Source organism: Streptomyces sp. ME02-8801-2C, from assembly GCF_033793965.1.
In the GTDB taxonomy this organism is placed as follows: Bacteria; Actinomycetota; Actinomycetes; order Streptomycetales; family Streptomycetaceae; genus Streptomyces.
On the sequence record NZ_JARAXP010000002.1, the window covers coordinates 36,274 to 58,752 of the forward strand.

Consider the following 22,479-nt stretch of genomic DNA (forward strand, 5'->3'; position numbering starts at 1 on the left):
GGACAGATCCTGTTCACCATGTGGTGTTCAAGCCGCTGTTGGGTGGGAGTCGGGAAGGTTTCCAGGCAGATCCACCCCGCCGATGTGACATCTCGTGACAGATGAGAGGGTCGGGCGGGTGAGTGAGACGCCGATGAACACCCTGCAGTACCGCTTTGACGGGCCGGAAGACGCCCCCGTTCTGATCCTCGGTCCCTCACTGGGCACCACCTGGCACATGTGGGACCGGCAGGTACCGGAGCTGGCGAAGCAGTGGCGGATCTTCCGTTTCGACCTTCCCGGGCACGGCGGAGCCCCCGCGCACCCCGTCGGATCGGTCGCCGATCTGGCCGCCCGGCTGCTCGCCACGCTCGACGCGGCCGGCGTGCGGCGCTTCGGCTACGCGGGCTGTGCGCTCGGCGGCGCGATCGGCACCGAACTGGCGCTGCGCCACCCCGAGCGGCTTGCCTCGCTCGCGCTGATCGCCGCCTCGCCCCGGTTCGGGACGGCCGACGAGTTCCGTCAGCGCGGGGTGATCGTCCGTACGAACGGGCTCGACCCCATCGCCCGTACCGCCCCTGAGCGCTGGTTCACCAGCGGCTTCGCCGCCGCGCAGCCCGCGATCACCGAGTGGGCCGTACAGATGGTCCGCACCACCGACCCCGGCTGCTACATCGCGGCCTGCGAATCGCTCGCCTCCTTCGACGTACGGGGCGAACTGGCCCGCGTCGGTGTGCCGACCCTCGTACTCGTCGGCTCCGACGACCAGGTCACCGGCCCCGCCGAGGCCCGCACCCTCGTCGCGGGTATCCCGGACGCCCGCCTCGCGGTGGTGCCCGGTGCCTCCCATCTGGTCCCGGTCGAGCAGCCCGCGGCCGTCACCGATCTCCTCGTACGCCACTTCTCGACGGCCTGGCAGCCCGCGTACGACATCGCCATCGGCCAGATGGCCATTTCGGCCGCCCCGGCCAAGCCGGTCCTGGCCGCACCCGCGCCGATCACCCCCATCGCGGAGATAGCCCCGCCTGCCGTGCAGCCCGAGGTGCGGGGCCGTCCCGATCAGTACGACGCGGGGATGAAGGTCCGGCGCGAGGTGCTCGGCGACGCGCATGTGGACCGGGCGCTCGCGCAGGCGGACGAGTTCTCCGGGGACTTCCAGGACTTCGTCACCAGATACGCGTGGGGCGAGATCTGGAACCGGCCCGGCCTCGACCGGCGCTCCCGCAGCTGTGTCACCCTCACCGCCCTCGTCGCGGGCGGTCACCTCGACGAACTCGCCTTCCACACCCGCGCCGCCCTCCGCAACGGCCTCACCCCGGTCGAGATCAAGGAAGTGCTCCTCCAGGCCGCCGTCTACTGCGGGGTACCGGCCGCCAACAGCGCCTTCAAGGTGGCCCAGCAGGTCATCCGCGAGGAGACCACGCCCGAGGAGTGATCCCCGGGTGATCCGGGTGATCCGGGTGATCCCGGGCCTGCCTCCTAGCCGGGTGGTCGGAGCACCAGCCCCAGCCGCTCACGGCCCCGGGTCCGCGCGGCAGGATGGACCCATGAAGCTCACCAAGAAGTCTCACGCCTGCGTCCGCCTGGAGAAGAACGGACGGACGCTCGTCCTCGACCCCGGGGGATTCAGCGAGGAGGACGCGGCGGCCGGTGCCGACGCGATCCTGGTCACCCACGAGCACGCGGACCACTTCGACGAGGGACGGCTGCGCGCCGCCCTGGACGCCAACCCGGCCGCCGAGCTGTGGACCCTCGCCGCAGTCGCGGATCAGCTCTCCGCGGGCTTCCCGGGCCGCGTCCACACCGTCGGCCACGGCGACACCTTCACCGCGGCGGGCTTCGACGTCCAGGTCCACGGCGAACTGCACGCAGTCATCCACCCGGACATCCCGCGCATCACCAACGTCGGCTTCCTCGTCGACGGCGCCGTCTTCCACCCCGGCGACGCCCTCACCGTCCCCGACCACCCGGTGGACACGCTGTTGCTCCCGGTCATGGCCCCCTGGAGCAAGCTGTCCGAGGTCGTCGACTACGTCCGTGAGGTCAAGCCGCAGCGCGCGTACGACATCCACGACTCCCTCCTCACGGACCTCGCCCGCCCGATCTACGACCGGCTGGTCGGTGGCCTGGGCGGTTCCGAGCACGTGCGGCTGACGCCGGGGTCGTCGGCGGAGGTCTGAGACGGCGTTGTCAGACCCGGCGGGTAGGTTGTGGGGCATGCGTATCGCGACCTGGAACGTGAACTCGATCACCGCCCGCCTGCCGAGGCTGCTGGCCTGGCTGGAGAGCAGCGGCACGGATGTGCTGTGCCTCCAGGAGGCCAAGGTCGCCGCCGAGCAGTTCCCGTCCGACCAGCTGCGCGAGCTGGGCTACGAGGTGGCGGTCAACGCGACCGGCAGGTGGAACGGCGTGGCGGTGATCTCCCGCGTCGGCCTGGAGGACGTGGTGCGTGGCCTGCCCGGCGACCCCGGCTACGAGGGCGTCGAGGAGGCCCGCGCCGTCTCCGCGACCTGCGGCCCGGTCCGCGTCTGGTCGGTGTACGTGCCGAACGGCCGCGAGGTGGCCCACCCGCACTACGTCTACAAGCTGGGCTGGTTCGAGGCCCTCAAGGCGGCGGTCGCCGAGGACGCGGCGGGCAGCCGCCCCTTCGCGGTCCTGGGCGACTACAACGTGGCGCCGACGGACGACGACGTCTACGACCTGGCCGCCTTCGAGGGCCTCACCCACGTCACCCCGGCGGAGCGCGCGGCCCTCGCGGCCCTGCGCGAGGCGGGCCTGACGGATGTGGTCCCCCGGCCCCTGAAGTACGACCACCCGTTCACGTACTGGGACTACCGCCAGCTCTGCTTCCCCAAGAACCGGGGCATGCGCATCGACCTGGTCTACGGCAACGAGCCGTTCGCCAAGGCGGTCAAGGACGCGTACGTGGACCGCGAGGAGCGCAAGGGCAAGGGCGCGTCGGACCACGCCCCGGTGGTGGTGGACCTGGAGGTGTAGAGACGCGCGCCCAAGCCGCCGCCTACGGAACCAGCGCCCCCAGTTCCACCGCTCCCGCGACAGCAGCCAACCCCGCATCACCCGGATGCAGATGGTCCCCGCTGTCGTACGCGGGCAGCAACCGCGTCGGCTGTGCCGGATCCCGCAGCGCCGCGTCGAAGTCGAGGACGCCGTCGAAACCGGAGTGGGACGCGGCTTCCTCCCGGATCCAGGTGTTCACGGCCTCCCGCTGCCCGTCGACCACCGAAGTGCACCGTGACTCACCGCCGCACGGCACGATGGTCGCGACCAGCACCCGTACCCCGCGCGCACGCACCCGCTCCGCCAGTTCCCGCAGACCGGCGACGACATCGTCCGCCGTCGCGCCCGTGCGCAGATCGTTCACGCCCTGGAAGACGATCGCCGTACGCGCCGAGGCCTGGGCGAGGACGTCCCGGTCCAGGCGGTGCAGGGCGCTCACCCCGCCCGAGTCGGTGGAGACGCCGTCGCCCGGGTAGCGGTCGGCGAGGACGCGGTTGGCGGCGATGCCCTGGTTGAGCACGCCGTAGCGGGGGACCGCGCTCTGGGCCAGCAGCCGGTCGGCGAGCACATCGGGCCAGCGCCGGTTCGCGTCCAGGGTCGAGGCCTGGCCGTCGGTGATCGAGTCCCCGAGCACCACGACGGATCCCGGCCCGGCACCCACGTCCACGCCGGTCAGCAGCGGCCACGTCGTCAGGAACGAGGTGTACGGCGTCGAGGTCGCGTCCGCCGTGTGGTCGCCCGGCTCGCTGACGTACGAGCGTTGCTGGGTGAGCCGGTGCAGCGGGGCCGCTGTCACGGTGCCGGGCAGATGGAAGCTCACCAGCAGATTGGCGTCCGCGGGGACCGCGAAGTCCAGCGGATCGCTGAACGCCTGTGCCCCGGCCGGGAGTTCGACGCCACGCGCGCCCAGGAACGTCAGCGGCACCGGCGTACCGCTCGCCGTGGCACCCGTACCCTGCACGGCCACCGTCGCGCTGCCGATCCGTACCGGCGCCGAAGCGAAGGTGTTGTCGAAGCGGAGCCGGACCCGTGGTCCGCCGGCCGAGGTGTGCACCACCAGGCGCAGCGTCCGGTCGGTCCACGGGCCGACGGTCGCGTACGTCGAGGTCGGCGCCGCCCAACTGCCCGTCCAGCCCGCCGTGTCGGGCCGTACCGAGAGCGCGAACACATGCAGGTCGGCGGCGTACGGCAACCGTACGGAGGCGACCTCGTGCCCTCGTTCGATCGGCACGGTGACGACGAACAGCCGTGCCTTCTCGGCGAGTTGGCCGTCGGGTGTGTTCACGTGCGGCAGCGCGACCGTCTTGGCACCGAGGGAACCCCTGCGCCAGTCGGGGGCGGTCAGCCGGTACGTGGAGGACGTGCCGTCCGCGTACGAGACGGTGCCCCCGCCGCTCACGTCGGAGCCGCCGGTGCCGGCGACGAGGAACGCGAGGGCGTCTCCCTTGCCCCGCACACGGACGGGCTGGCCGGCGGCGCGGACGTTGTCGGCCTCGCCCGGATCCCGGTCGGGCCAGGTCAGGCGGGCGCCCTCGACGTTGAGGGCCCGGCCCCCCGTCCAGCCGGCGGCCGTGAGGTCCTGGGCCGACAGGGAGGCGCCCGAGCCGTCGAAGTCGGCCGCGTCGGGCAGGGCGTCGTCGCTGACGGCGCTGTTGTCGAAGTACCGGGTCAGGGGGAGGGGTTCGGCGGCCTCGGTCGTGGAGGACAGGGGCATCAGCGCCGCGCACAGGGCGAGGATGAGGCCTGGCCCCGAGAGACTCCGGAATCCCGGTGTCCGCTCGCCTCGGCCACCTCGGCGCATCTTCGTCCTCCCGGTCCGCTCGGCCCTCCGCTCAGTGCAGTGTGAAGCTAAAGAGCTACCGGGGGGCCAGTCAATTCGCCGCTCGCACCGGACAGGGGGCGCGCGGGGAACTTGGCCGGAACCGGCGTCCCCGCGCGCCCTGTGGTGCGGTCGGTGCGGGAATGACAGGCTGGACGTATGAACATCCCTTTCCTGGGCAGCTGGCGCAAGAAGCATGGACCCGCCCGAGGCGTGGCGGTGTTCTCCGAGGGCGAGCCGGACCCCGAGGCGGTCGCAGGGCTTCTCTCCGAGTGTGAGCTGCTGCGCTCCCAGGCGGGCCGGGAGGGGGTCGAACTCGACGACTCCGCCGCCTCGTTGGAGGCGTTGGACCAGCTGCTGCCGGGCTGGCGTGACGACGAGGAGTCGCTGTCCTGGCTCGGCAACGACGCGGGGCTCTATCTGGGCACGGTCATCGTGCGGACCGTGCCCGGCGCCGCCTGGGACTTCTGGCCGAACGGCCAGCCCGTCGTACGGCTGTCGTCGGGCCGGGAGTTCGACGTCGTCGCGTCCGGCCATGAATGGGCGTCCAGCGGGGCGCCCGAGCTGTCACAGCTGTACGCGGAGGTCGCGGAGGCGTAGGCGCGGTGGCCGCATTTGTCGTAAATACGGCTAATGCCTGAAAAGTGCGTGTCGTGCGTCAACTCCGCTCCTGTCTGGATAGTTTGCGGCAACCACGACACAGCTGAGAAGTGAGTAGGGCTGGGCATGGCTGTCGATCCGTTGATCGAGCTGCATGAAGTCAACAAACACTTCGGTGAACTGCATGTTCTCCAGGACATCGACCTCACCGTCGGCAGGGGGGAGGTGGTCGTGGTCATCGGCCCGTCGGGGTCGGGCAAGTCCACTCTGTGCAGGGCGATCAACCGGCTCGAGCCGATCGGCTCCGGGACGATCAAACTCGACGGACAACTGCTTCCCGACGAGGGCAAGTCCCTCGCCCGGCTCCGGGCCGAGGTCGGGATGGTCTTCCAGTCGTTCAACCTCTTCGCCCACAAGACCGTCCTCCAGAACGTCTCGCTGGGCCAGATCAAGGTGCGTGGACGCAAGAAGGAGGAGGCCGACAGGCGTTCCCGCGAGCTCCTCGACCGTGTCGGCCTCGCCTCCCAGGCGCCGAAGTACCCGGCCCAGCTCTCCGGCGGCCAGCAGCAGCGGGTGGCCATCGCGCGCGCTCTGGCCATGGACCCCAAGGTCATGCTCTTCGACGAGCCCACGTCGGCGCTCGACCCGGAGATGATCAACGAGGTTCTCGAGGTCATGCAGCAACTCGCCCGCGAGGGCATGACGATGGTCGTCGTCACCCACGAGATGGGCTTCGCCCGCTCGGCCGCCAACCGGGTCGTCTTCATGGCCGACGGTCGTATCGTCGAGGACCGCAGCCCCGAGGAGTTCTTCACCAACCCGCGCAGCGACCGCGCCAAGGACTTCCTCTCCAAGATCCTCAAACACTGAGACACTCCGGGGGCGCTGTGACGATGTAGCAACAGCGTTCTCTGCCAGGGGAGTTGAGGACAGCGCGAACCTGCTGACGGACAACCTCCCGGTGACGGGACGGGCCGGGAAACCGGCCGCCCCGAACCTCGACTACGATTTGTCGTTCATCCCCATCGGGACGGGGACCGAGGCCGAGGCCGGTGGCGCCGGCCGAAACAGGGACGCTGCTGCCAGGCGGGCAGTAGTAGGAGGGCATGCGTTCGCCCGGCGGCAGCCGGAGATCACTGCTCGCGCAGGGGTACCGACTCCCACCAGGGGTCGCGCTCCGGCGAGCAGGAGGTCAGCTGCGCCGGACGGGTTGTGCTCGACGCAGAGCGGGTCGACCGGGCTGACCAGCTGTGCCGAGGCCGAGCGGGCCCACGTCGCGGAGATACGCGACGCGGGTGCCGCTCTCCTTGGTTTCGGCGCCCGGCCGGCACGACGACGCCGCATGGTGCAGGAACCCCGGAGAGACCCTATGAGGCGCGGTGCGAGTTCCGGGTCGCCGCGACGGCCGGCAGGGGGGTCTGGGCGGCTCGGGTGATGTCCGTGACGACCTCGACGACATCGGGTCCGTACGCCTGTGAGTTGACGACCTTCAGCAGCAGGGCGAAGGAGTTGTTGCCGTGTTTGCGGGCCAGCCGTTCGTGGTTGCGGGCGAGATAGCGGGTCGCCGCCTGGTTGGTGATCGCGCGCTGGCCGCAGAAGAGGAAGACCGGCCGGGCCTGGCCGCCCGTGCCGGCGGTGAGCCGCGCGAGGATCACGTACTCGCCCCGGCCCGACTCCAGCCGGTAGCGCTCGGTGCCGATCTGGAAGGCGCCCCGGTCCGGGCCGGGTTCGGCGTCGACGTTGACCCGGACGCCGGGGAGCAGCGTCTGCAGATGCGCCAGCATGCGGCGGTTGGAGGCCGGGCCGCCCACACAGAACTCGGTCCGCTCGCCGACCCCCTGCTGGGTGGCGTCGTGGGCGACGACCTGCGCGTGGGCGTTGCAGTCCTTGATGAGCGCGGCGAGTTCCAGCAGGGCGAACACGTCGTGGCGCATCACCGTCAACTCGGGGCCACCGGCCTCGCGGTTCACCACGAGCAGCGACTCGGAGTTGTCCGGCAGCCCGAAGAAGGTCTGCTTGCGGCGGAGTTTGCGCTTCCACAGATAGGTGCGGGCCAGCCAGCCGAGGGCTGCGCTGATACCGGCCGCGACCACACCGAGGACGATATTGCGCACGTCGTCAGTCATGTGCGCGCATGGTAGCGGTCAACCGCAGGGGTGTTCGAGATGCCCTTACGGGATCCATCACGATGCGGTTACGCTGCGCGGACGGTCGTTGACTGGAGGTATTTGATGCGTCGCCCTGTCGCGCGGAGTCTGGCGGTCCTGGCGGTATCGGCCACGATGGTGTCGGTGGGAGCGGCCGCGCCGCCCTCGGGCGCCACGCCGGCGGACAGGGCCCCGGGTACCGCTGTGCAGAAGGTCCCGGTCGCCGTCGGGTACGGCGGTGCCGTCGCGAGCGTGGACGCGGATGCCTCGGCCGCCGGGATCGAGGTGCTTCGCAAGGGCGGCAACGCGGTGGACGCCGCCGTCGCCACGGCCGCCGCGCTCGGGGTGACCGAGCCCTACTCCAACGGCATCGGCGGAGGCGGCTACTTCGTCTACTACGACGCCAAGTCCCGTACGGTGCAGACGATCGACGGCCGCGAGACGGCACCTCTGACAGCCGACTCGGGCCTCTTCCTGGAGAACGGGCAGCCCATCCCCTTCGCCGACGCCGTCACCAGCGGACTGGGCGTCGGCACGCCGGGCACGCCCGCCACCTGGCAGGCGGCGCTGGACAGTTGGGGCAGCGAGCGGCTCGGCACGCTGCTGAAACCGGCGGAGCGGCTCGCGCGCGACGGCTTCACGGTGGACGAGACGTTCAGATCGCAGACCGCGTCCAACGAGGCGCGGTTCAGGAACTTCCCGGACACGGCGAAGCTGTTCCTGCCCGGCGGCGCCCTGCCGGTGGTCGGGTCGAGCTTCAAGAACCCCGAACTGGCGCGTACGTACGCGGAGTTGGGCCGAAAGGGCGTCGGCGCCCTGTACCGGGGGAAGCTGGCGAAGGAGATCGTCGACACGGTCAACAAGCCGCCGGTGGCCCCTGGTTCGGGTTACAACGCACGCCCCGGCGCACTGTCGCTGAAGGACCTGTCGGCCTACCGGGTGAAGCGCCAGGCGCCCACGAAGACGTCGTACCGGGGCCTGAACGTCTACTCGATGGCACCCTCATCCTCGGGTGGTACGACGGTCGGTGAGGCCCTCAACATCCTTGAGCGGACGAACCTTTCGAAGGCGAGCGAGGTCCAGTTCCTGCACCGCTACATCGAGGCGAGCCGGATCGCCTTCGCGGACCGGGGGCGCTGGGTGGGCGACCCGGCCTTCGAGGACGTACCGACGAAGGAGCTGCTGTCGCAGAAGTACGCCGACTCGCGGGAGTGCCTGATCAAGGACGACGCGGTGCTGACGAGCCCGGTCGCGCCCGGGGACCCGCGTCACCCGGCGGCCTGCACCAGCACGGGCATCGCCGCGCCGACGACGTACGAGGGTGAGAACACGACCCATCTGACGGCGGCCGACAAGTGGGGCAACATCGTGTCCTACACCCTGACGATCGAGCAGACCGGCGGCAGCGGCATCACGGTCCCCGGCCGGGGATTCCTCCTCAACAACGAGCTGACGGACTTCTCCTTCGCTCCGGCCAGTCCCGCCGTCCACGATCCGAACCTGCCGGGCCCGGGCAAGCGACCGCGCTCGTCGATGTCCCCGACGATCGTCCTGGACGCGCACGGCAAGCCGGTGGTGGCTCTTGGCTCGCCCGGCGGCGCGACCATCATCACGACCGTCCTGCAGACCCTGACGGGCTTCCTCGACCGGGGGCTCCCGCTGGTCGACGCGATCGCCGCACCCCGTGCGAGCCAGCGCAACCAGACGACCACCGAGCTCGAACCGGGCCTGTGGAACAGTGAGTTGAGGACCAAGCTGGAGGCCATCGGGCACGGCTTCCGGCTCAACCCCGAGATCGGCGCGGCGACCGGTGTACAACGTCTGCCCAACGGCAAGTGGCTGGCGGCGGCGGAGACGGTACGGCGTGGCGGCGGGTCGGCGATGGTGGTGCGGCCGGCGTCGTGAGTCAGCCGGGGGTGGGCGGCGGCACGGTGTCCGGGGCCGGCCGCCCGTCCCCGTAGCGGCCGACGGTCGCCGCGGGCCAGGTGTACTCGAACTCCTCCAGGGTGAATCCCGCGGCCATCCGCAGCGGGCGTTCGGCGGTGCGCCGGCCGCCCGCGCGCTCGTAGAACGAGATCGCCCGGGCGTTGCCGCGCAGGACCTCCAGGTAGACGTCCCGGCCGGGGTACCGGCCGGCCGCCCAGGCGAAGCCGTGGTGTAGCAGGGTGCGGCCGACGCCGGTGCCGACGTGGTCCGGACGCGCGTGCAGGTTGTCCACGTGGACCCGGCCGTCCGAGCCGGCGGCCAGATGGATGAAGCCGAGCGGCTCGCCCTCCTGCTCGGCGAGCAGCAGACACCGCTCGTCGGACGGTTCGGCCGTGCGGTCCCGCCACTTCGCGAGGTGCTCCGCAGCCAGCGGGCCGTCCAGGTACGCGGCGGGCATGAGCACCCTGTACGCGCTGCGCCAACTGGCGGTGTGCAGGGCCGCGATGCTCTCCGCGTCGGCCGAGGTGCCGTTCCTGATACGCATGACGCCGAAGGCTACGCCGGGCTCGTGCGCGCCTCCTGCCGCGCCGTGAGCACGCGGGGCCCCGACTCGGTGATCGCCACCGTGTGTTCCGCGTGGGCCGCGCGGGAGCCGTCGTTGGTACGCAGGGTCCAGCCGTCCGGGGCCTCGTGGTAGCCGTCCTTGCCGCTGGCGATGAGCATGGGCTCGATCGCCAGGACCAGGCCGTGCCGCAACGGCATGCCCCGGCCGGGGCGGCCCTCGTTGGGCACCGGGGGGTCCTCGTGCATACGGCGGCCGATGCCGTGGCCGCCGAAGCCGTCCGGGATGCCGTAGCCCGCGCTGCGGCACACCTCGCCGATCGCGTGCGCGATGTCGCCGACGCGGTTGCCGACGACCGCCGCCGCGATGCCCGCCGCGAGGGCCCGCTCGGCGGTCTCGACGAGCCGTACGTCGGCCGGGCGGGGTTCGCCCACGATGAAGCTGATCGCCGAGTCGCCCGCCCAGCCGCCCAGTTCGGCGCCGAAGTCGGCGGAGACGAGGTCGCCGTCGCGCAGCCGGTAGTCGTCCGGGATGCCGTGCACGATCGCGTCGTTCACCGAGAGGCAGAGCACGGCCGGGAACGGGGTGGGGGCGAAGGAGGGGTGGTAGCCGAGGAACGGGGAGGTCGCCCCGGCGTCGCGCAGTACCTGGTGTGCCACCTCGTCCAGCTCCCGCAGGGAAACGCCCACGTCAGCGGCTTCCTTGACGGCAGTGAGGCCTCTGCCGACCACCTGGCCCGTCTCGTACATGGCATCGATCGCGGCGTCCGTCTTGAGTTCAACCATGCCAATTACTATACCGGTATTAGAATGGTGGCATGGTACGCACTCCTCTCACTCCCGAAGAGCGTGAACGCGGCGAGCGGCTCGGCCGGCTGCTGCGTGAGGCGCGTGGTGGCCGCAGCATGGCGGAGATCGCCGCCCGCGCCGGTATCTCCGCCGAGACCCTCCGCAAGATCGAGACGGGCCGGGCGCCGACCCCGGCGTTCTTCACGGTCGCGGCGCTGGCGGGGGTCCTCGGGCTGTCCATGGACGAACTGATCGGCCGGCTTGCCCCGACCGCCCCGGTCGCGGCGTGAGCCCCGTCGGGCGGTTTTGGCCATTGTGACCGTGCTTCACGTCACGGTCCGCTGGGCGCGCGGTACTCTGCGTCCGGTCCGAAAACCCCCCGTAGCCCATCCGTAACACGACTGGTGTTTTCTACGGGGCGGAGAACTCCGGTCGGGCATGGGGTGAACGTCATGGCGGTGGAACAACTCCCGGGGCAGGTGCGGGAGTTCGCGCGGTATCTGAACGGCCTGTTGGCCCGCCTCGATCAGGGCGCGGGCTGGTGCGGCGTGTTCTGGGAGCGCGACCCCGACGGCATGCGTGCCTGCCTGGAAGGGCGTGAAGTCCCGCCGTGGGACGTCGTGGAGGCGCTGCTGCACGATCTCGCGGCCGGGTACGCGACGGACGCCGTCACCTCGGAGACCGAGCAGGCGCGTGTCCTGCACCAGGCCTCGCTCGCCGAGTTCGACAGTCGGCTCGGCGCCCGCGACACCCTCGGGGACCGGCTCGACGTGATGCTCCGCGAACAGAAGTACGCAGCCGACCGCCTCGCCGAACTGGGGCGGTTGCTCGCCTCGGCCACCACCCACGAGGAGGCCGAGGGTCTCCGCCTCGACCTCGCCTGGGCCCGCGACGACCATGAACGGGCCTCCGCCCGCTGCGTCGAACTCCGTTACCGCCTGGACCAGTTGGCCCGCAGGGTGGTGAGCAGGGCGCCCCTTCCACACCGCGACGGCGACGAGGAGGCGGACCTGTTCGCGGGCGGCGTCCGAAACGCCCCGCACCCCACGGACCCCCTGACCCTGCCGAGACAGCGCACCGAAACGGACCAGCGGACAACGGCCGACTCCGAGGACGCGGGCGCCGGCAGGCGCCGCACCGGCCGAGCGGCCGACCGCGAGGGTCCCGGTTCGGCCGTCCACGGGGGCGACCGAGCTTCCGGCAGGGCAGGCGAGCACGAGGGGGCCGGCTGGCGCGACGGGAGCGGTTCCGGCTACCTGGACGACCGCGGCGCGGGCGACCCCGGACTCCGCCGTCAGTACTCCGACGACGAGGCCTCCGGCGGTCGGGACGGCAGTCGCGACCCCGGCCGCGTGGACGAGCGTGCCGGTGCCGGCCAGGCCGCCCATGGCGGGGAGCGGGCCTTCGGCCGTCCTGGTTCTGGAGACGAGGCACCCCTCTGGCGCGCCGACACCCGCGGTGTCGCTCAGGAGACGAGCGCCGGCGCGTCCGACTGGCGCGAGGGCGCCCGCCGTGCGGATGACCTTGGTGGTGGTCGTCCCGCCGCCTACGTCGGACATCATGACGTCGGCGATGGTGCGTCCGGCCGACGTGACGACGCCCGTCGTGCCGACGACCGTGACGGACCCCTTCCGGATTCCACCGGCTCGGAAGAGCCGGGCGAGTCCCCGGTGCCGCAGCTTCCCGCCGATTGGTACGCGGCCCCCGCCGTCGAACCCGAACCCGAACCCGAGCCCGCCCCCAAGCAGCGATCCAAGCGGCGGGCCCGGGGGAGTGCGCGGTTCGCCGGGGCCATGGACGACGCGGACACGGGCGGTACGCCCGTCGGTGATCCCACGCCGGGGGCGTCGGGCCGCCGTACCCCGCGTGGGGCGCGGTTCGCCGGGGCCGGCGCCAAGAGCGCGGTGCCGGTGCGGGAGCCGCTGGACGACGACGCCCGGCACGACACCATCGACGCCGTCCGCAACCTCGTACGGCTGCGGAGCGAAGGCCGCAGCGGTGAGGCGCACGCGCTGCTCGTCGAGGCCTCCCACTGGCCCGCCGCGCGCTTTCCGCTGCTCGCCGCCGAGCTGCACCGCGCGGGCCTCGGCGCCGACTGGGCCACCCTGCTCTGGGAGGCCGCCTCCCTGCCGGTGGACCGGCTGGTCGCCGCCGCGGACGCGCTCGTCGCGGCGGGCCGGGGCACCGACGGCGAGCAGATCCTGCGACAGGGCATGGCGCGCCCGGCGCAGGAGGTGGGCGAGGCGGTGCTCCGGCTCGCCGAGGACGGCAGGAAGCGCGAGGTACGTGCGCTGCTCGACGCGTACGTCCGGGTCCGCACCCCCGAGGAGGCCGCCCGCAGTGTCGCCACCGACCCGCAGCGCCTCGTACCCCTGCTGCTGGAGGCGGCCAAGGGTGCCTCCGAGGACCGCTACTGGGATCTCTTGCACGCCCTCCGGGTCGCCGGACACAGTGCGTGACCCGGCTGGACGTGACTCGCCCACAGGAGTGTGAAACGTGATCGACTTCGCGGGTTAACGACGATGGTCTTGGCAAGGCTGTCCGGGAGGCTTACTTTCAAGCCCCTACGACCTTTGTGACCTTGTCTACGGGCGTAGAGGCTCACTGACGTCCAGCCGAAGGAGCAGGTCATGGCCAACGTCGTACGTGCCGCTCTGGTCCAGGCCACCTGGACCGGCGACACCGAGTCCATGGTCGCCAAACATGTGGAGCACGCCCGTGAGGCCGCCCGGCAGGGCGCCAAGGTCATCGGATTCCAGGAAGTCTTCAACGCCCCCTACTTCTGCCAGGTCCAGGAGCCCGAGCACTACAGGTGGGCGGAGCCGGTGCCGGACGGGCCGACCGTCACCCGGATGCAGGAGCTGGCGCGCGAGACCGGCATGGTCGTCGTCGTGCCCGTGTTCGAGGTCGAGCAGTCCGGGTTCTACTTCAACACCGCGGCCGTGATCGATGCAGACGGGACCTACCTCGGCAAGTACCGCAAGCATCACATCCCGCAGGTCAAGGGCTTCTGGGAGAAGTACTACTTCAAGCCCGGAAACCTCGGCTGGCCCGTCTTCGAGACGGCCGTGGGGAAGGTCGGCGTCTACATCTGCTACGACCGCCACTTCCCGGAGGGCTGGCGCCAGCTCGGGCTGAACGGCGCGCAGCTCGTGTACAACCCGTCCGCGACGCACCGGGGCCTGTCCTCCTATCTGTGGCAGCTGGAGCAGCCCGCCGCCGCCGTCGCCAACGAGTACTTCGTCGCCGCCATCAACCGCGTCGGCCAGGAGGAGTACGGGGACAACGACTTCTACGGGACCTCGTACTTCGTGAACCCGCGCGGACAGTTCGTCGGCGAGGTCGCCAGCGACCAGGACGAGGAACTCGTCGTGCGGGATCTTGATTTCGATCTCATCGAGGAAGTCCGGCAGCAGTGGGCCTTCTACCGGGACCGGCGGCCGGACGCGTACGAAGGGCTGGTACAGCCGTGAGCGATCTCCACGGGCGTCACAAGGCAGTTCTGCCGGACTGGCTGGCCCTCTACTACGCGGATCCGATCGAGATCACGCACGGCGAGGGCCGGTACGTCTGGGACGCGGACGGCAAGCAGTACCTCGACTTCTTCGGCGGCATCCTCACCACGATGACCGCGCACGCGCTGCCCGAGATCACCAAGGCGGTCAGCGAACAGGCCGGGCGGATCATCCACTCGTCCACGCTCTACCTCAACCGGCCGATGGTCGAACTCGCCGAGCGCGTAGCCGAGTTGTCCGGCATCCCGGACGCGCGCGTCTTCTTCACCACCTCCGGTACTGAGGCCAACGACACGGCTCTCCTGCTCGCCACCTCCTACCGGCGCAGCAACCAGATCCTGGCGATGCGCAACAGCTACCACGGCCGTTCCTTCAGCACGGTCGGCATCACCGGCAACAAGGGCTGGTCCCCGACCTCCCTGTCCCCGCTCCAGACCCTGTACGTCCACGGCGGCGTCCGCACCCGTGGTCCGTACGCCGATCTGAGCGACGCCGAGTTCATCGCCGCCTGCGTCGCCGACCTGGAGGACCTGCTCGGGCACGTCCGCCCGCCCGCCGCGCTGATCGCGGAGCCCATCCAGGGCGTCGGCGGCTTCACCTCGCCGCCCGACGGGCTGTACGCCGCTTTCCGCCGCGTCCTCGAGGAACGCGGCATCCTGTGGATCGCCGACGAGGTGCAGACCGGCTGGGGCCGCACCGGCGAGCACTTCTGGGGCTGGCAGGCACACGCGGAGAACGGTCCGCCGGACATCCTCACCTTCGCCAAGGGCATCGGCAACGGCATGTCCATCGGTGGGGTCGTGGCCCGCGCCGAGATCATGAACTGCCTCGACTCCAACTCCATCTCGACCTTCGGCGGCACCCAGATCACCATGGCGGCCGGCCTCGCCAACCTGAACTACCTCCTGGAACACGACCTTCAGGGCAACGCCCGGCGCGTCGGCGGACTCCTCATCGAACGGCTGCGGGCCGTCGCCGCACAGCTTCCGGGCGTACGGGAGGTCCGTGGACGCGGCCTGATGATCGGCGTCGAGCTGGTGAAGCCCGGCACCGACACCGCCGACCCGGAGACCGCCGCCGCCGTGCTCGAGGCGGCCCGCGAGGAGGGGCTGCTGCTCGGCAAGGGCGGCGGCCACAACACGAGCGCGCTGCGCATCGCGCCGCCGCTGTCGCTCACCGTCGCGGAGGCCGAGGAGGGCGCCGCGATCCTCGAACGTGCTCTGAGGAGTTGCGTCCAGTAACACCGCGGCAGGACCACAGCTGGACCACGGCAAGGAAGACGGCCATGCTCACGACCACCACCTTGGAACCCGCCCTGTCGGTCCGCCAGGTCCTCGGCCTGGAACGGGTCCTCGCCGGGGAACCCGAGGTGGTGGCCGGCGCCGGCCAGCTCGACCGGGCCGTGCGCTGGGTCCATGTCGCCGAGGCCGCCGACGTCGGCGTGATGCTCAGCGGCGGCGAGATGATCCTCACGACCGGCGTGCTGCTCGCCGGGGACGAGGAGGCGCAGGTCGAGTACATCCGCTCGCTGCACCGGGCGGAGGCCGCCGCCGTCGTGCTCGGGCTCGGCCGTGCCTTCCCGGCACCGCCGGACGTCATGCGGCGCGCGGCCGAGCGGTGCGGGTTGCCGATGGTGGTCCTGCATCGTCCGTTCCCCTTCGCGGAGTTGACGGAAGAGGTCCAGTCCCGGCTGGTGCGGCGGAAGTTCGCCGCCGTGAGCCTGTCCGAGGCGGTGCGGACCGCTCTCACGGGGCTCATCACCTCCGGCGCCCCGCTGCAACTCCTCCTCGACGAGGTCGCCTCGCACAGTGCCTGTCCCGTCGTCGTCACCAACCTCGCCCATCGCGTCCTCGCCACGGCGGGGGAGCGGTCGGCCGTCGACGACGTGCTGCGGGACTGGGAGCGCATCGCCCGGCAGGCCGGCGGGAGCGAGGGCGACGGGTGGATCAGGGCCGAGCTGGGCGGGCGCGGCGAACGCTGGGGGCGGATCGTGCTGTGCGGCTACCGGGGTGACGCAGCCACCGGACGGCTCCTCGCCGACCGGGGCGCCGAGGCACTCGTCCTGCACCGCATGCTCGGCGGCTCCGTGCACAGCTGGGAGGAGCAGTCGGCGCAGAGCCTGCTGACCGACCTGGTGAGCGGTGTCGTACCGGCTCGGCAACTGCTGCCGCGGGCGCGGGCGGCCGGGCTGCCCGTCAACCGGCGGACGTTCGTTCCGCTGGTCGTGCGGGGCGGCGATCCCGCCGAACTCGACCGCGTACTACGGCTGTTGGGGCTGCCGGGGCTGGTCGCCGAGCTCGCCGACGACGCCACCGCCGTCCTGCTCAGCCTCGCCCGCGACCAGGACGCCAAGGCGCTGGCCGCGCACTTCGCACTCCGGCTGCGTACCGAGACCGGCGGCGGGCGGACCGTCGTGGCCGCCGCCGAGGCGCTGGCCTCCTGGGACGACGTACCCACCGGACTGCGCGAGGCGCTGCACGTCGCGGCGGCCGTCGCGGACACCCCGGCGGGGCAGGAGCTGCCGGTGCTGGTGCACCTGAGGGACGTACGGCTGCGCGGGCTTGTCCGGCTGCTGCGGGACGATCCGCAGGTGCAGGCCTTCGCGGAGCGGGAGCTGGACGGGCTGCTGTGCGGGGCCGAGGGCGAGTCCGATCTGCTGCCCGTGCTGCGCACCTATCTCGCCACCGGGCGCAACAAGTCACGTACCGCGCAACTGCACCATGTCTCGCGCCCCGCGCTCTACCGCCGGCTGGAGGCGATACAGGCGCGGCTCGGTCTCGATCTCGACGACTTCGAGCAGGCCGCCTCCGTGCATATCGCGCTCCTCGCGCACGACGCTCAGCAGCGCTGACCACCAGCCCCTTCTTACCCCTCCGAAACATCAAAGGACCTGGGAAAACAGTGGTGAAACATGGGCCTACGCCAGGGTGACACCGTGGAACGCCGAACGCCCGCAGGCGTGACACCGTGCAACTCAAACCCGATCTCCGGGCTTCCTAGGCTCGCCGTACACCGAGTGACCGGAGGTCCCGATGAGCAGGGTGATTCGCGCCGCCATTTTCCAGACAGCCTGGACGGGCGACAAGGAGTCGATGATCCAGGTCCACGAGCAGGCGGTCCGCGACGCCGCGGCCCAGGGTGCTCAAGTCATGTGCTTCCAGGAGCTGTTCTACGGCCCCTACTTCTGCCAGGTGCAGGACAAGGCGTTCTACGAGTACGCGGAGCAGATCCCGGACGGCCCGATCGTCAAGCGCTTCCAGGCGCTCGCCAAGGAACTGGGCATCGTCCTCGTCCTGCCGATGTACGAGGAGGAGCAGCCCGGCGTCCTCTACAACACGGCCGCCGTGATCGACGCGGACGGCTCGTACCTCGGCAAGTACCGCAAGCACCACATTCCGCAGGTCGCGGGCTTCTGGGAGAAGTTCTACTTCCGCCCGGGCAACGCCGGCTGGCCGGTCTTCGACACCGCCGTGGGCAAGATCGGCGTCTACATCTGCTACGACCGGCACTTCCCGGAGGGCTGGCGTGCGCTGGGCCTCGAGGGCGCCGAGATCGTCTTCAACCCGTCGGCCACCTCGCGCGGACTGTCCGCCTACCTGTGGCAGCTGGAGCAGCCCGCGGCGGCCGTCGCCAACGAGTACTTCGTCGGTGCGATCAACCGGGTCGGCGTCGAGGAGCTCGGCGACAACGACTTCTACGGGACCTCCTACTTCGTGGACCCGGAGGCCCAGTTCGTCGGCGAGGTGGCGAGCGACAAGGAAACGGAACTCGTCGTCCGCGACCTCGACCTGGCGAAGCTGCGAGAGGTCCGCGACCGCTGGCAGTTCTTCCGAGACCGCCGCCCGGACGCGTACGGCCCCCTGACGGCGCCGTAAATCGGAGAGTGATCCCGCGCCCCCGTGAAGGGCGCAGCCCTTCAGGGGCGCGGGGAACTGCGCGACCAGCCACATCCAACCGGCACTTCGAAGACAACCGAGGAGCGTGAACCCATGACCGGCCGTACTGTCATCCGAGGCGGACTAGTCATCACCGCGTCCGACGAGATCCACGCCGACGTCCTGATCGAGGACGGCCGTATCGTCGCCCTCGCCGCCACCGGTACCCCCGCGGCCGAGGCGTGGAGCGCCGAGCGGACCATAGACGCCACCGGCAAATACGTCATCCCCGGCGGCGTCGACGCGCACACCCACATGGAACTGCCGTTCGGCGGTACGGCCGCCTCGGACACCTTCGAGACCGGCACCCGGGCCGCCGCCTGGGGCGGCACGACCACGATCATCGACTTCGCCGTACAGAGCGTCGGCCAGTCGTTGCGCGACGGACTCGACACCTGGAACGCCAAGGCCGACGGCAACTGCGCCATCGACTACGGCTTCCACATGATCGTCTCCGATGTGAACCAGGACACGCTCAAGGAGATGGACCTGCTGGTCGAGGAGGGCGTCACCTCCTTCAAGCAGTTCATGGCGTACCCCGGCGTCTTCTACAGCGACGACGGCCAGATCCTGCGCGCCATGCAGCGCTCCGCCGAGAACGGCGGCCTGATCATGATGCACGCCGAGAACGGCATCGCGATCGACGTCCTCGTCGAACAGGCGCTCGCCCGTGGCGAGACCGACCCCCGCTACCACGGCGAGGTCCGCAAGGCCCTCCTCGAGGCGGAGGCCACCCACCGCGCCATCAAGCTCGCCCAGGTCGCCGGCGCACCCCTGTACGTCGTCCACGTCTCGGCGCAGGAGGCAGTCGCCGAGCTGGCACGGGCGCGCGACGAGGGGCTCAACGTCTTCGGCGAGACCTGCCCGCAGTACCTGTTCCTGTCCACCGACAACCTCGCCGAGCCGGACTTCGAGGGCGCGAAGTACGTGTGCTCGACGCCGCTTCGGCCCAAGGACCACCAGGCCGCGCTGTGGCGGGGCCTGAGGACCAACGACCTCCAGGTGGTCTCCACGGACCACTGCCCGTTCTGCTTCGAGGGCCAGAAGGAACTGGGCCGCGGCGACTTCTCGAAGATCCCCAACGGGCTCCCGGGCGTCGAGAACCGCATGGACCTCCTCCACCAGGCCGTCGTCGACGGGCACATCAGCCGCCGCCGCTGGATCGAGATCGCCTGCGCCACCCCGGCCCGGATGTTCGGCCTTTACCCGAAGAAGGGCACCATCGCCCCGGGCGCCGACGCCGACATCGTCATCTACGACCCCGCGGCGGAGCAGACCGTCTCCGCAGAGACGCACCACATGAACGTCGACTACTCGGCGTACGAGGGCAAGCGGATCACCGGCCGCGTCGAGACCGTCCTCTCGCGCGGCGAACTGGTCATCAACGAGCGGGAGTTCACCGGACGCGCGGGTCACGGCGTCTACACCCCCCGCTCCACCTGTCAGTACCTCAACTAGGAGAGGCGCACATGGACTTCGGACTCGTCCTGCAGACCGACCCGCCGGCTTCGCGTGTCATCGAGCTGATGCAGCGCGCCGAGGGCAACGGCTTCACGTACGGCTGGACCTTCGACTCCGCCGTGCTGTGGCAGGAACCGTTCGTGATCTACAGTCAGATCCTTTCCAGCACCCAGAAGTTGACGGTCGGGCCGATGGTCACCAACCCGGGCACCCGTACCTGGGAGGTCACCGCCTCCACCTTCGCCACCCTCAACGACATGTTCGGCAACCGCACGGTGTGCGGCATCGGCCGAGGTGACTCCGCGATGCGTGTCGCCGGCCGGACTCCCAACACCCTGGCCCGGATCAGCGGCGCGATGAAGGTCATCCGCTCGCTCGGCCGCGGTGACGAGGCCGACCTCGGCGGTACGGTGGTCAAGTTCCCGTGGGTGAAGCCGGGCGCCGAACTCCCCGTCTGGATGGCCGCGTACGGGCCCAAGGCCCTCAAGATGACCGGCGAGGAGGCCGACGGGTTCATCCTCCAGCTCTCCGACCTCTATCTGACCGAGTACATGGTCAAGGCGGTCAAGGACGCGGCCGTCGCCGCCGGACGCGACCCGTCCGAGGTGAAGATCTGCGTCGCCGCCCCCGCCTACGTCACCGAGGACGACTCGCCGGAGGCGCTCGCCCACGCCCGCGACCAGTGCCGCTGGTTCGGCGGGATGGTAGGCAACCATGTCGCCGACCTGGTGTCGAAGTACGGCGAACACTCCGCCGCCGTACCCGAGGAACTCACCGACTACATCAAGGCCCGCGAGGGCTACGACTACTCCCACCACGGACGGGCCGACAACCCCGACACGCAGTTCGTGCCCGACGAGATCGTCGACCGGTTCTGCGTCATCGGTACCCCCGAGGCGCACATCGAGAAGCTCAACAAGCTGCGTGAGCTCGGTGTCGACCAGTTCGCCGTCTACGACATGCACGACGCCCAGGAGCGAGTCATCGACGCCTACGGGTCGACGGTGATCCCGGCCGTCAACGCCTGACGTCCCCGAAATCCCGCTGTGTTACGCACCCACCATCTCCCTCTCCCCGGCGTTCAGGTTGCCGGGGAGAGGGTCAGGACACCTCCGGGTGTCCTGTGCGCGTCCCCCAACGCGCCACCCGCACGGCCTTTCCCGACCCACCTCTTTGATTGGCCTGCCCATGACCGACACCGCTCCCACGGCCATACCGCCGTCCTCCCAACTCACCCTCCCCGACGGCCGGGTGGAGATCTCCCCCGACGCCCCCCTTCCCAGCGGGCCGTACGCCAACGAGGACCTGCTGCCGGTTCCCATCGAGAAGCGCACCTGGAACACGTACAACTTCTCGGCTCTCTGGGTGGGCATGGCCCACAACACGGCCTCCTGGACCCTCGCCTCGGGTCTGATCGCCGTGGGCATGGACTGGAAGCAGGCCGTGCTCACGATCGCCCTGGCGAACGTGATCGTCCTGGTCCCGATGCTGCTCACCGGGCACGCCGGGCCGAAGTACGGCATTCCCTTCCCCGTCTTCGCCCGCGCCTCCTTCGGGGTGCGCGGCGCCAACCTGCCCGCCGTCGTACGGGCGTTGGTGGCCTGCGGCTGGTTCGGCATCCAGACCTGGATCGGCGGCGAGGCGATCTACTTCCTCGCCGGGAAACTCATCGGCAACGGCTGGAGCGACGCCGGGAAGATCGGCGGCTACGCCTGGACGATGTGGCTGTCCTTCGCCATCTTCTGGGCGATCCAGGTCGCCATCATCTACCGGGGCATGGAGACCATCCGTCGGTTCGAGAACTGGGCCGCGCCCTTCGTGCTCCTCGGCGCCGGCGTGATGCTGTGGTGGATGGCGAGCAAGGCCGGCGGCTTCGGTCCGCTGCTCGACCAGCCCTCCAAGGTCGGCTACGGCGCGGACTTCTGGAAGATCTTCGCGCCCGCCCTCATGGGCATGATCGGCTTCTGGTCCACGCTGTCGCTGAACATCCCGGACTTCACCCGCTACGGAAAGAGCCAGAAGGCCCAGACGTGGGGACAGGCACTCGGTCTGCCTACGACCATGACACTGTTCGCGTTCCTGTCCGTCATGGTCACCTCGGGCTCGCAGGCCGTGTACGGCGAGGCCATCTGGGACCCGGTACAGCTCGCCGCCAAGACCGACAACGTCTTCGGGCTGCTGTTCGCCCTGGTCACCGTGCTGGTGGCGACCCTCTCCGTGAACGTCGCGGCGAACCTGGTCTCCCCGGCGTTCGACTTCTCCAACATCGCGCCCCGGAAGATCAGCTTCCGGGCCGGCGCGCTCGCCACCTGTGTCCTCGGCGTCCTGATCTTCCCGTGGAAGCTGTACTCCGACCCGCAGGGCTACATCTTCACGTGGCTCGGCCTCGTCGGCGGTCTCCTCGGCACGGTCGCAGGCATCCTCATCGCCGACTACTGGATCCTGCGCCGGGGCAAGCTGGACCTCGCGGACCTGTACAGGTCGGGTGGGCGCTACTGGTACGACAACGGCTGGAACTGGCGAGCGGTCGTCGCCTTCCTGGTGGGCGGTGTGCTGGCCGTCGGCGGCGCCAACTTCGCGCCGCTCATCGACGGGCGGCCCATTCCGGCCCTGTCCTCGCTGGCCGACTACGGCTGGGCCGTGGGCCTGGGCACCTCGATGGCCCTCTACCTGGCGCTGATGCTGGCGACCGGAAAGGGGAAGACGGAGGTCTGACCGGCTGACGGACG

The 22,479-nt window shown here is 70.5% G+C and carries 19 protein-coding genes and 1 pseudogene; 15 read left to right on the plus strand and 5 right to left on the minus strand.

The features are described 5' to 3' along the window. Window positions 1–118: 118 nt before the first annotated feature. The 3 genes from pcaC (at window position 119) to PV396_RS04860 (ending at window position 2,976) form a co-directional block, all read left to right on the plus strand. The gene (gene pcaC, locus PV396_RS04850) at window positions 119–1,414 is read left to right on the plus strand and encodes a 4-carboxymuconolactone decarboxylase (protein ID WP_319200741.1); all 1,296 of its coding nucleotides are present in this window, start codon (window positions 119–121) and stop codon (window positions 1,412–1,414) included. Window positions 1,415–1,526: 112 nt separating this feature from the next. Further along, entirely contained in the window at window positions 1,527–2,159 is a 633-nt protein-coding gene (locus PV396_RS04855; RefSeq protein ID WP_319200743.1) for an MBL fold metallo-hydrolase, read from the plus strand. Window positions 2,160–2,196: 37 nt separating this feature from the next. Continuing rightward, window positions 2,197–2,976: an exodeoxyribonuclease III gene (locus PV396_RS04860; protein ID WP_319200745.1), complete on the plus strand. Its 780-nt coding sequence runs from the start codon at window positions 2,197–2,199 to the stop codon at window positions 2,974–2,976. 22 nt (window positions 2,977–2,998) lie between these two features. Here the strand turns inward: PV396_RS04860 and PV396_RS04865 are convergent, their stop codons facing one another. Further along, window positions 2,999–4,798: an SGNH/GDSL hydrolase family protein gene (locus PV396_RS04865; RefSeq protein ID WP_319200747.1), complete on the minus strand. Its 1,800-nt coding sequence runs from the start codon at window positions 4,796–4,798 to the stop codon at window positions 2,999–3,001. A gap of 177 nt (window positions 4,799–4,975) precedes the next feature. Between PV396_RS04865 and PV396_RS04870 the strand changes: the two genes are divergently transcribed. Both PV396_RS04870 and PV396_RS04875 read left to right on the plus strand, forming a co-directional pair. Next, window positions 4,976–5,416 (plus strand): DUF6278 family protein, encoded by a 441-nt coding sequence (locus tag PV396_RS04870; protein ID WP_319200749.1) that lies wholly within the window; start codon window positions 4,976–4,978, stop codon window positions 5,414–5,416. 126 nt (window positions 5,417–5,542) lie between these two features. Continuing rightward, entirely contained in the window at window positions 5,543–6,286 is a 744-nt protein-coding gene (locus tag PV396_RS04875; RefSeq protein WP_319200751.1) for an amino acid ABC transporter ATP-binding protein, read from the plus strand. A 263-nt stretch (window positions 6,287–6,549) separates the two neighbouring features. Here PV396_RS04875 and PV396_RS04880 read toward each other — a convergent pair. Together PV396_RS04880 and PV396_RS04885 are read right to left on the minus strand one after the other, a co-directional pair. Further along, window positions 6,550–6,728 (minus strand): annotated as a pseudogene (locus PV396_RS04880) (acyl esterase); the annotation flags it as partial. Window positions 6,729–6,783: 55 nt separating this feature from the next. Further along, window positions 6,784–7,542, minus strand: a complete 759-nt coding sequence (locus PV396_RS04885) for a hypothetical protein (RefSeq protein ID WP_319200753.1) — start codon at window positions 7,540–7,542, stop codon at window positions 6,784–6,786. 105 nt (window positions 7,543–7,647) lie between these two features. Between PV396_RS04885 and ggt the strand changes: the two genes are divergently transcribed. Continuing rightward, the gene (gene ggt / locus PV396_RS04890) at window positions 7,648–9,468 is read left to right on the plus strand and encodes a gamma-glutamyltransferase (RefSeq protein WP_319200755.1); all 1,821 of its coding nucleotides are present in this window, start codon (window positions 7,648–7,650) and stop codon (window positions 9,466–9,468) included. Between the two features lies 1 nt (window position 9,469). On the opposite strand, the gene PV396_RS04895 is transcribed toward ggt, so the two are convergent. After that, window positions 9,470–10,033 carry a GNAT family N-acetyltransferase gene (locus PV396_RS04895; protein ID WP_319200757.1) on the minus strand — a complete coding sequence of 188 codons (564 nt, stop codon included), beginning with the start codon at window positions 10,031–10,033 and terminating at the stop codon, window positions 9,470–9,472. Window positions 10,034–10,044: 11 nt separating this feature from the next. Beyond that, entirely contained in the window at window positions 10,045–10,836 is a 792-nt protein-coding gene (gene map / locus PV396_RS04900) for a type I methionyl aminopeptidase (protein WP_319200759.1), read from the minus strand. A gap of 32 nt (window positions 10,837–10,868) precedes the next feature. Between map and PV396_RS04905 the strand changes: the two genes are divergently transcribed. The 9 genes from PV396_RS04905 to PV396_RS04945 all read left to right on the plus strand — a co-directional run bounded on the left by PV396_RS04905 (window position 10,869) and on the right by PV396_RS04945 (window position 22,465). Next, window positions 10,869–11,129 (plus strand): helix-turn-helix transcriptional regulator, encoded by a 261-nt coding sequence (locus tag PV396_RS04905; RefSeq protein ID WP_319200761.1) that lies wholly within the window; start codon window positions 10,869–10,871, stop codon window positions 11,127–11,129. Window positions 11,130–11,291: 162 nt separating this feature from the next. Beyond that, window positions 11,292–13,298, plus strand: coding sequence for a hypothetical protein (locus tag PV396_RS04910; RefSeq protein ID WP_319200763.1), 2,007 nt, complete (start codon window positions 11,292–11,294; stop codon window positions 13,296–13,298). Between the two features lie 171 nt (window positions 13,299–13,469). After that, the gene (locus PV396_RS04915; protein WP_319200765.1) at window positions 13,470–14,312 is read left to right on the plus strand and encodes a nitrilase-related carbon-nitrogen hydrolase; all 843 of its coding nucleotides are present in this window, start codon (window positions 13,470–13,472) and stop codon (window positions 14,310–14,312) included. Continuing rightward, complete coding sequence (locus PV396_RS04920) at window positions 14,309–15,595, plus strand: aspartate aminotransferase family protein (protein WP_319200767.1); 1,287 nt, start codon at window positions 14,309–14,311, stop codon at window positions 15,593–15,595. Before PV396_RS04915 ends, PV396_RS04920 begins: the two co-directional genes overlap by 4 nt. A 44-nt stretch (window positions 15,596–15,639) precedes the next feature. After that, window positions 15,640–17,205: a PucR family transcriptional regulator gene (locus PV396_RS04925; RefSeq protein ID WP_319200769.1), complete on the plus strand. Its 1,566-nt coding sequence runs from the start codon at window positions 15,640–15,642 to the stop codon at window positions 17,203–17,205. Between the two features lie 181 nt (window positions 17,206–17,386). Further along, window positions 17,387–18,229, plus strand: a complete 843-nt coding sequence (locus tag PV396_RS04930) for a nitrilase-related carbon-nitrogen hydrolase (protein ID WP_319200771.1) — start codon at window positions 17,387–17,389, stop codon at window positions 18,227–18,229. Between the two features lie 114 nt (window positions 18,230–18,343). Further along, window positions 18,344–19,747: a dihydropyrimidinase gene (gene hydA / locus PV396_RS04935; RefSeq protein WP_319200773.1), complete on the plus strand. Its 1,404-nt coding sequence runs from the start codon at window positions 18,344–18,346 to the stop codon at window positions 19,745–19,747. A gap of 11 nt (window positions 19,748–19,758) precedes the next feature. Next, entirely contained in the window at window positions 19,759–20,778 is a 1,020-nt protein-coding gene (locus tag PV396_RS04940; protein ID WP_319200775.1) for a TIGR03842 family LLM class F420-dependent oxidoreductase, read from the plus strand. A gap of 160 nt (window positions 20,779–20,938) precedes the next feature. Then, a complete protein-coding gene (locus PV396_RS04945; protein ID WP_319200777.1) occupies window positions 20,939–22,465 on the plus strand; it encodes an NCS1 family nucleobase:cation symporter-1 in 1,527 nt (508 codons plus the stop codon). Window positions 22,466–22,479: the final 14 nt, after the last annotated feature.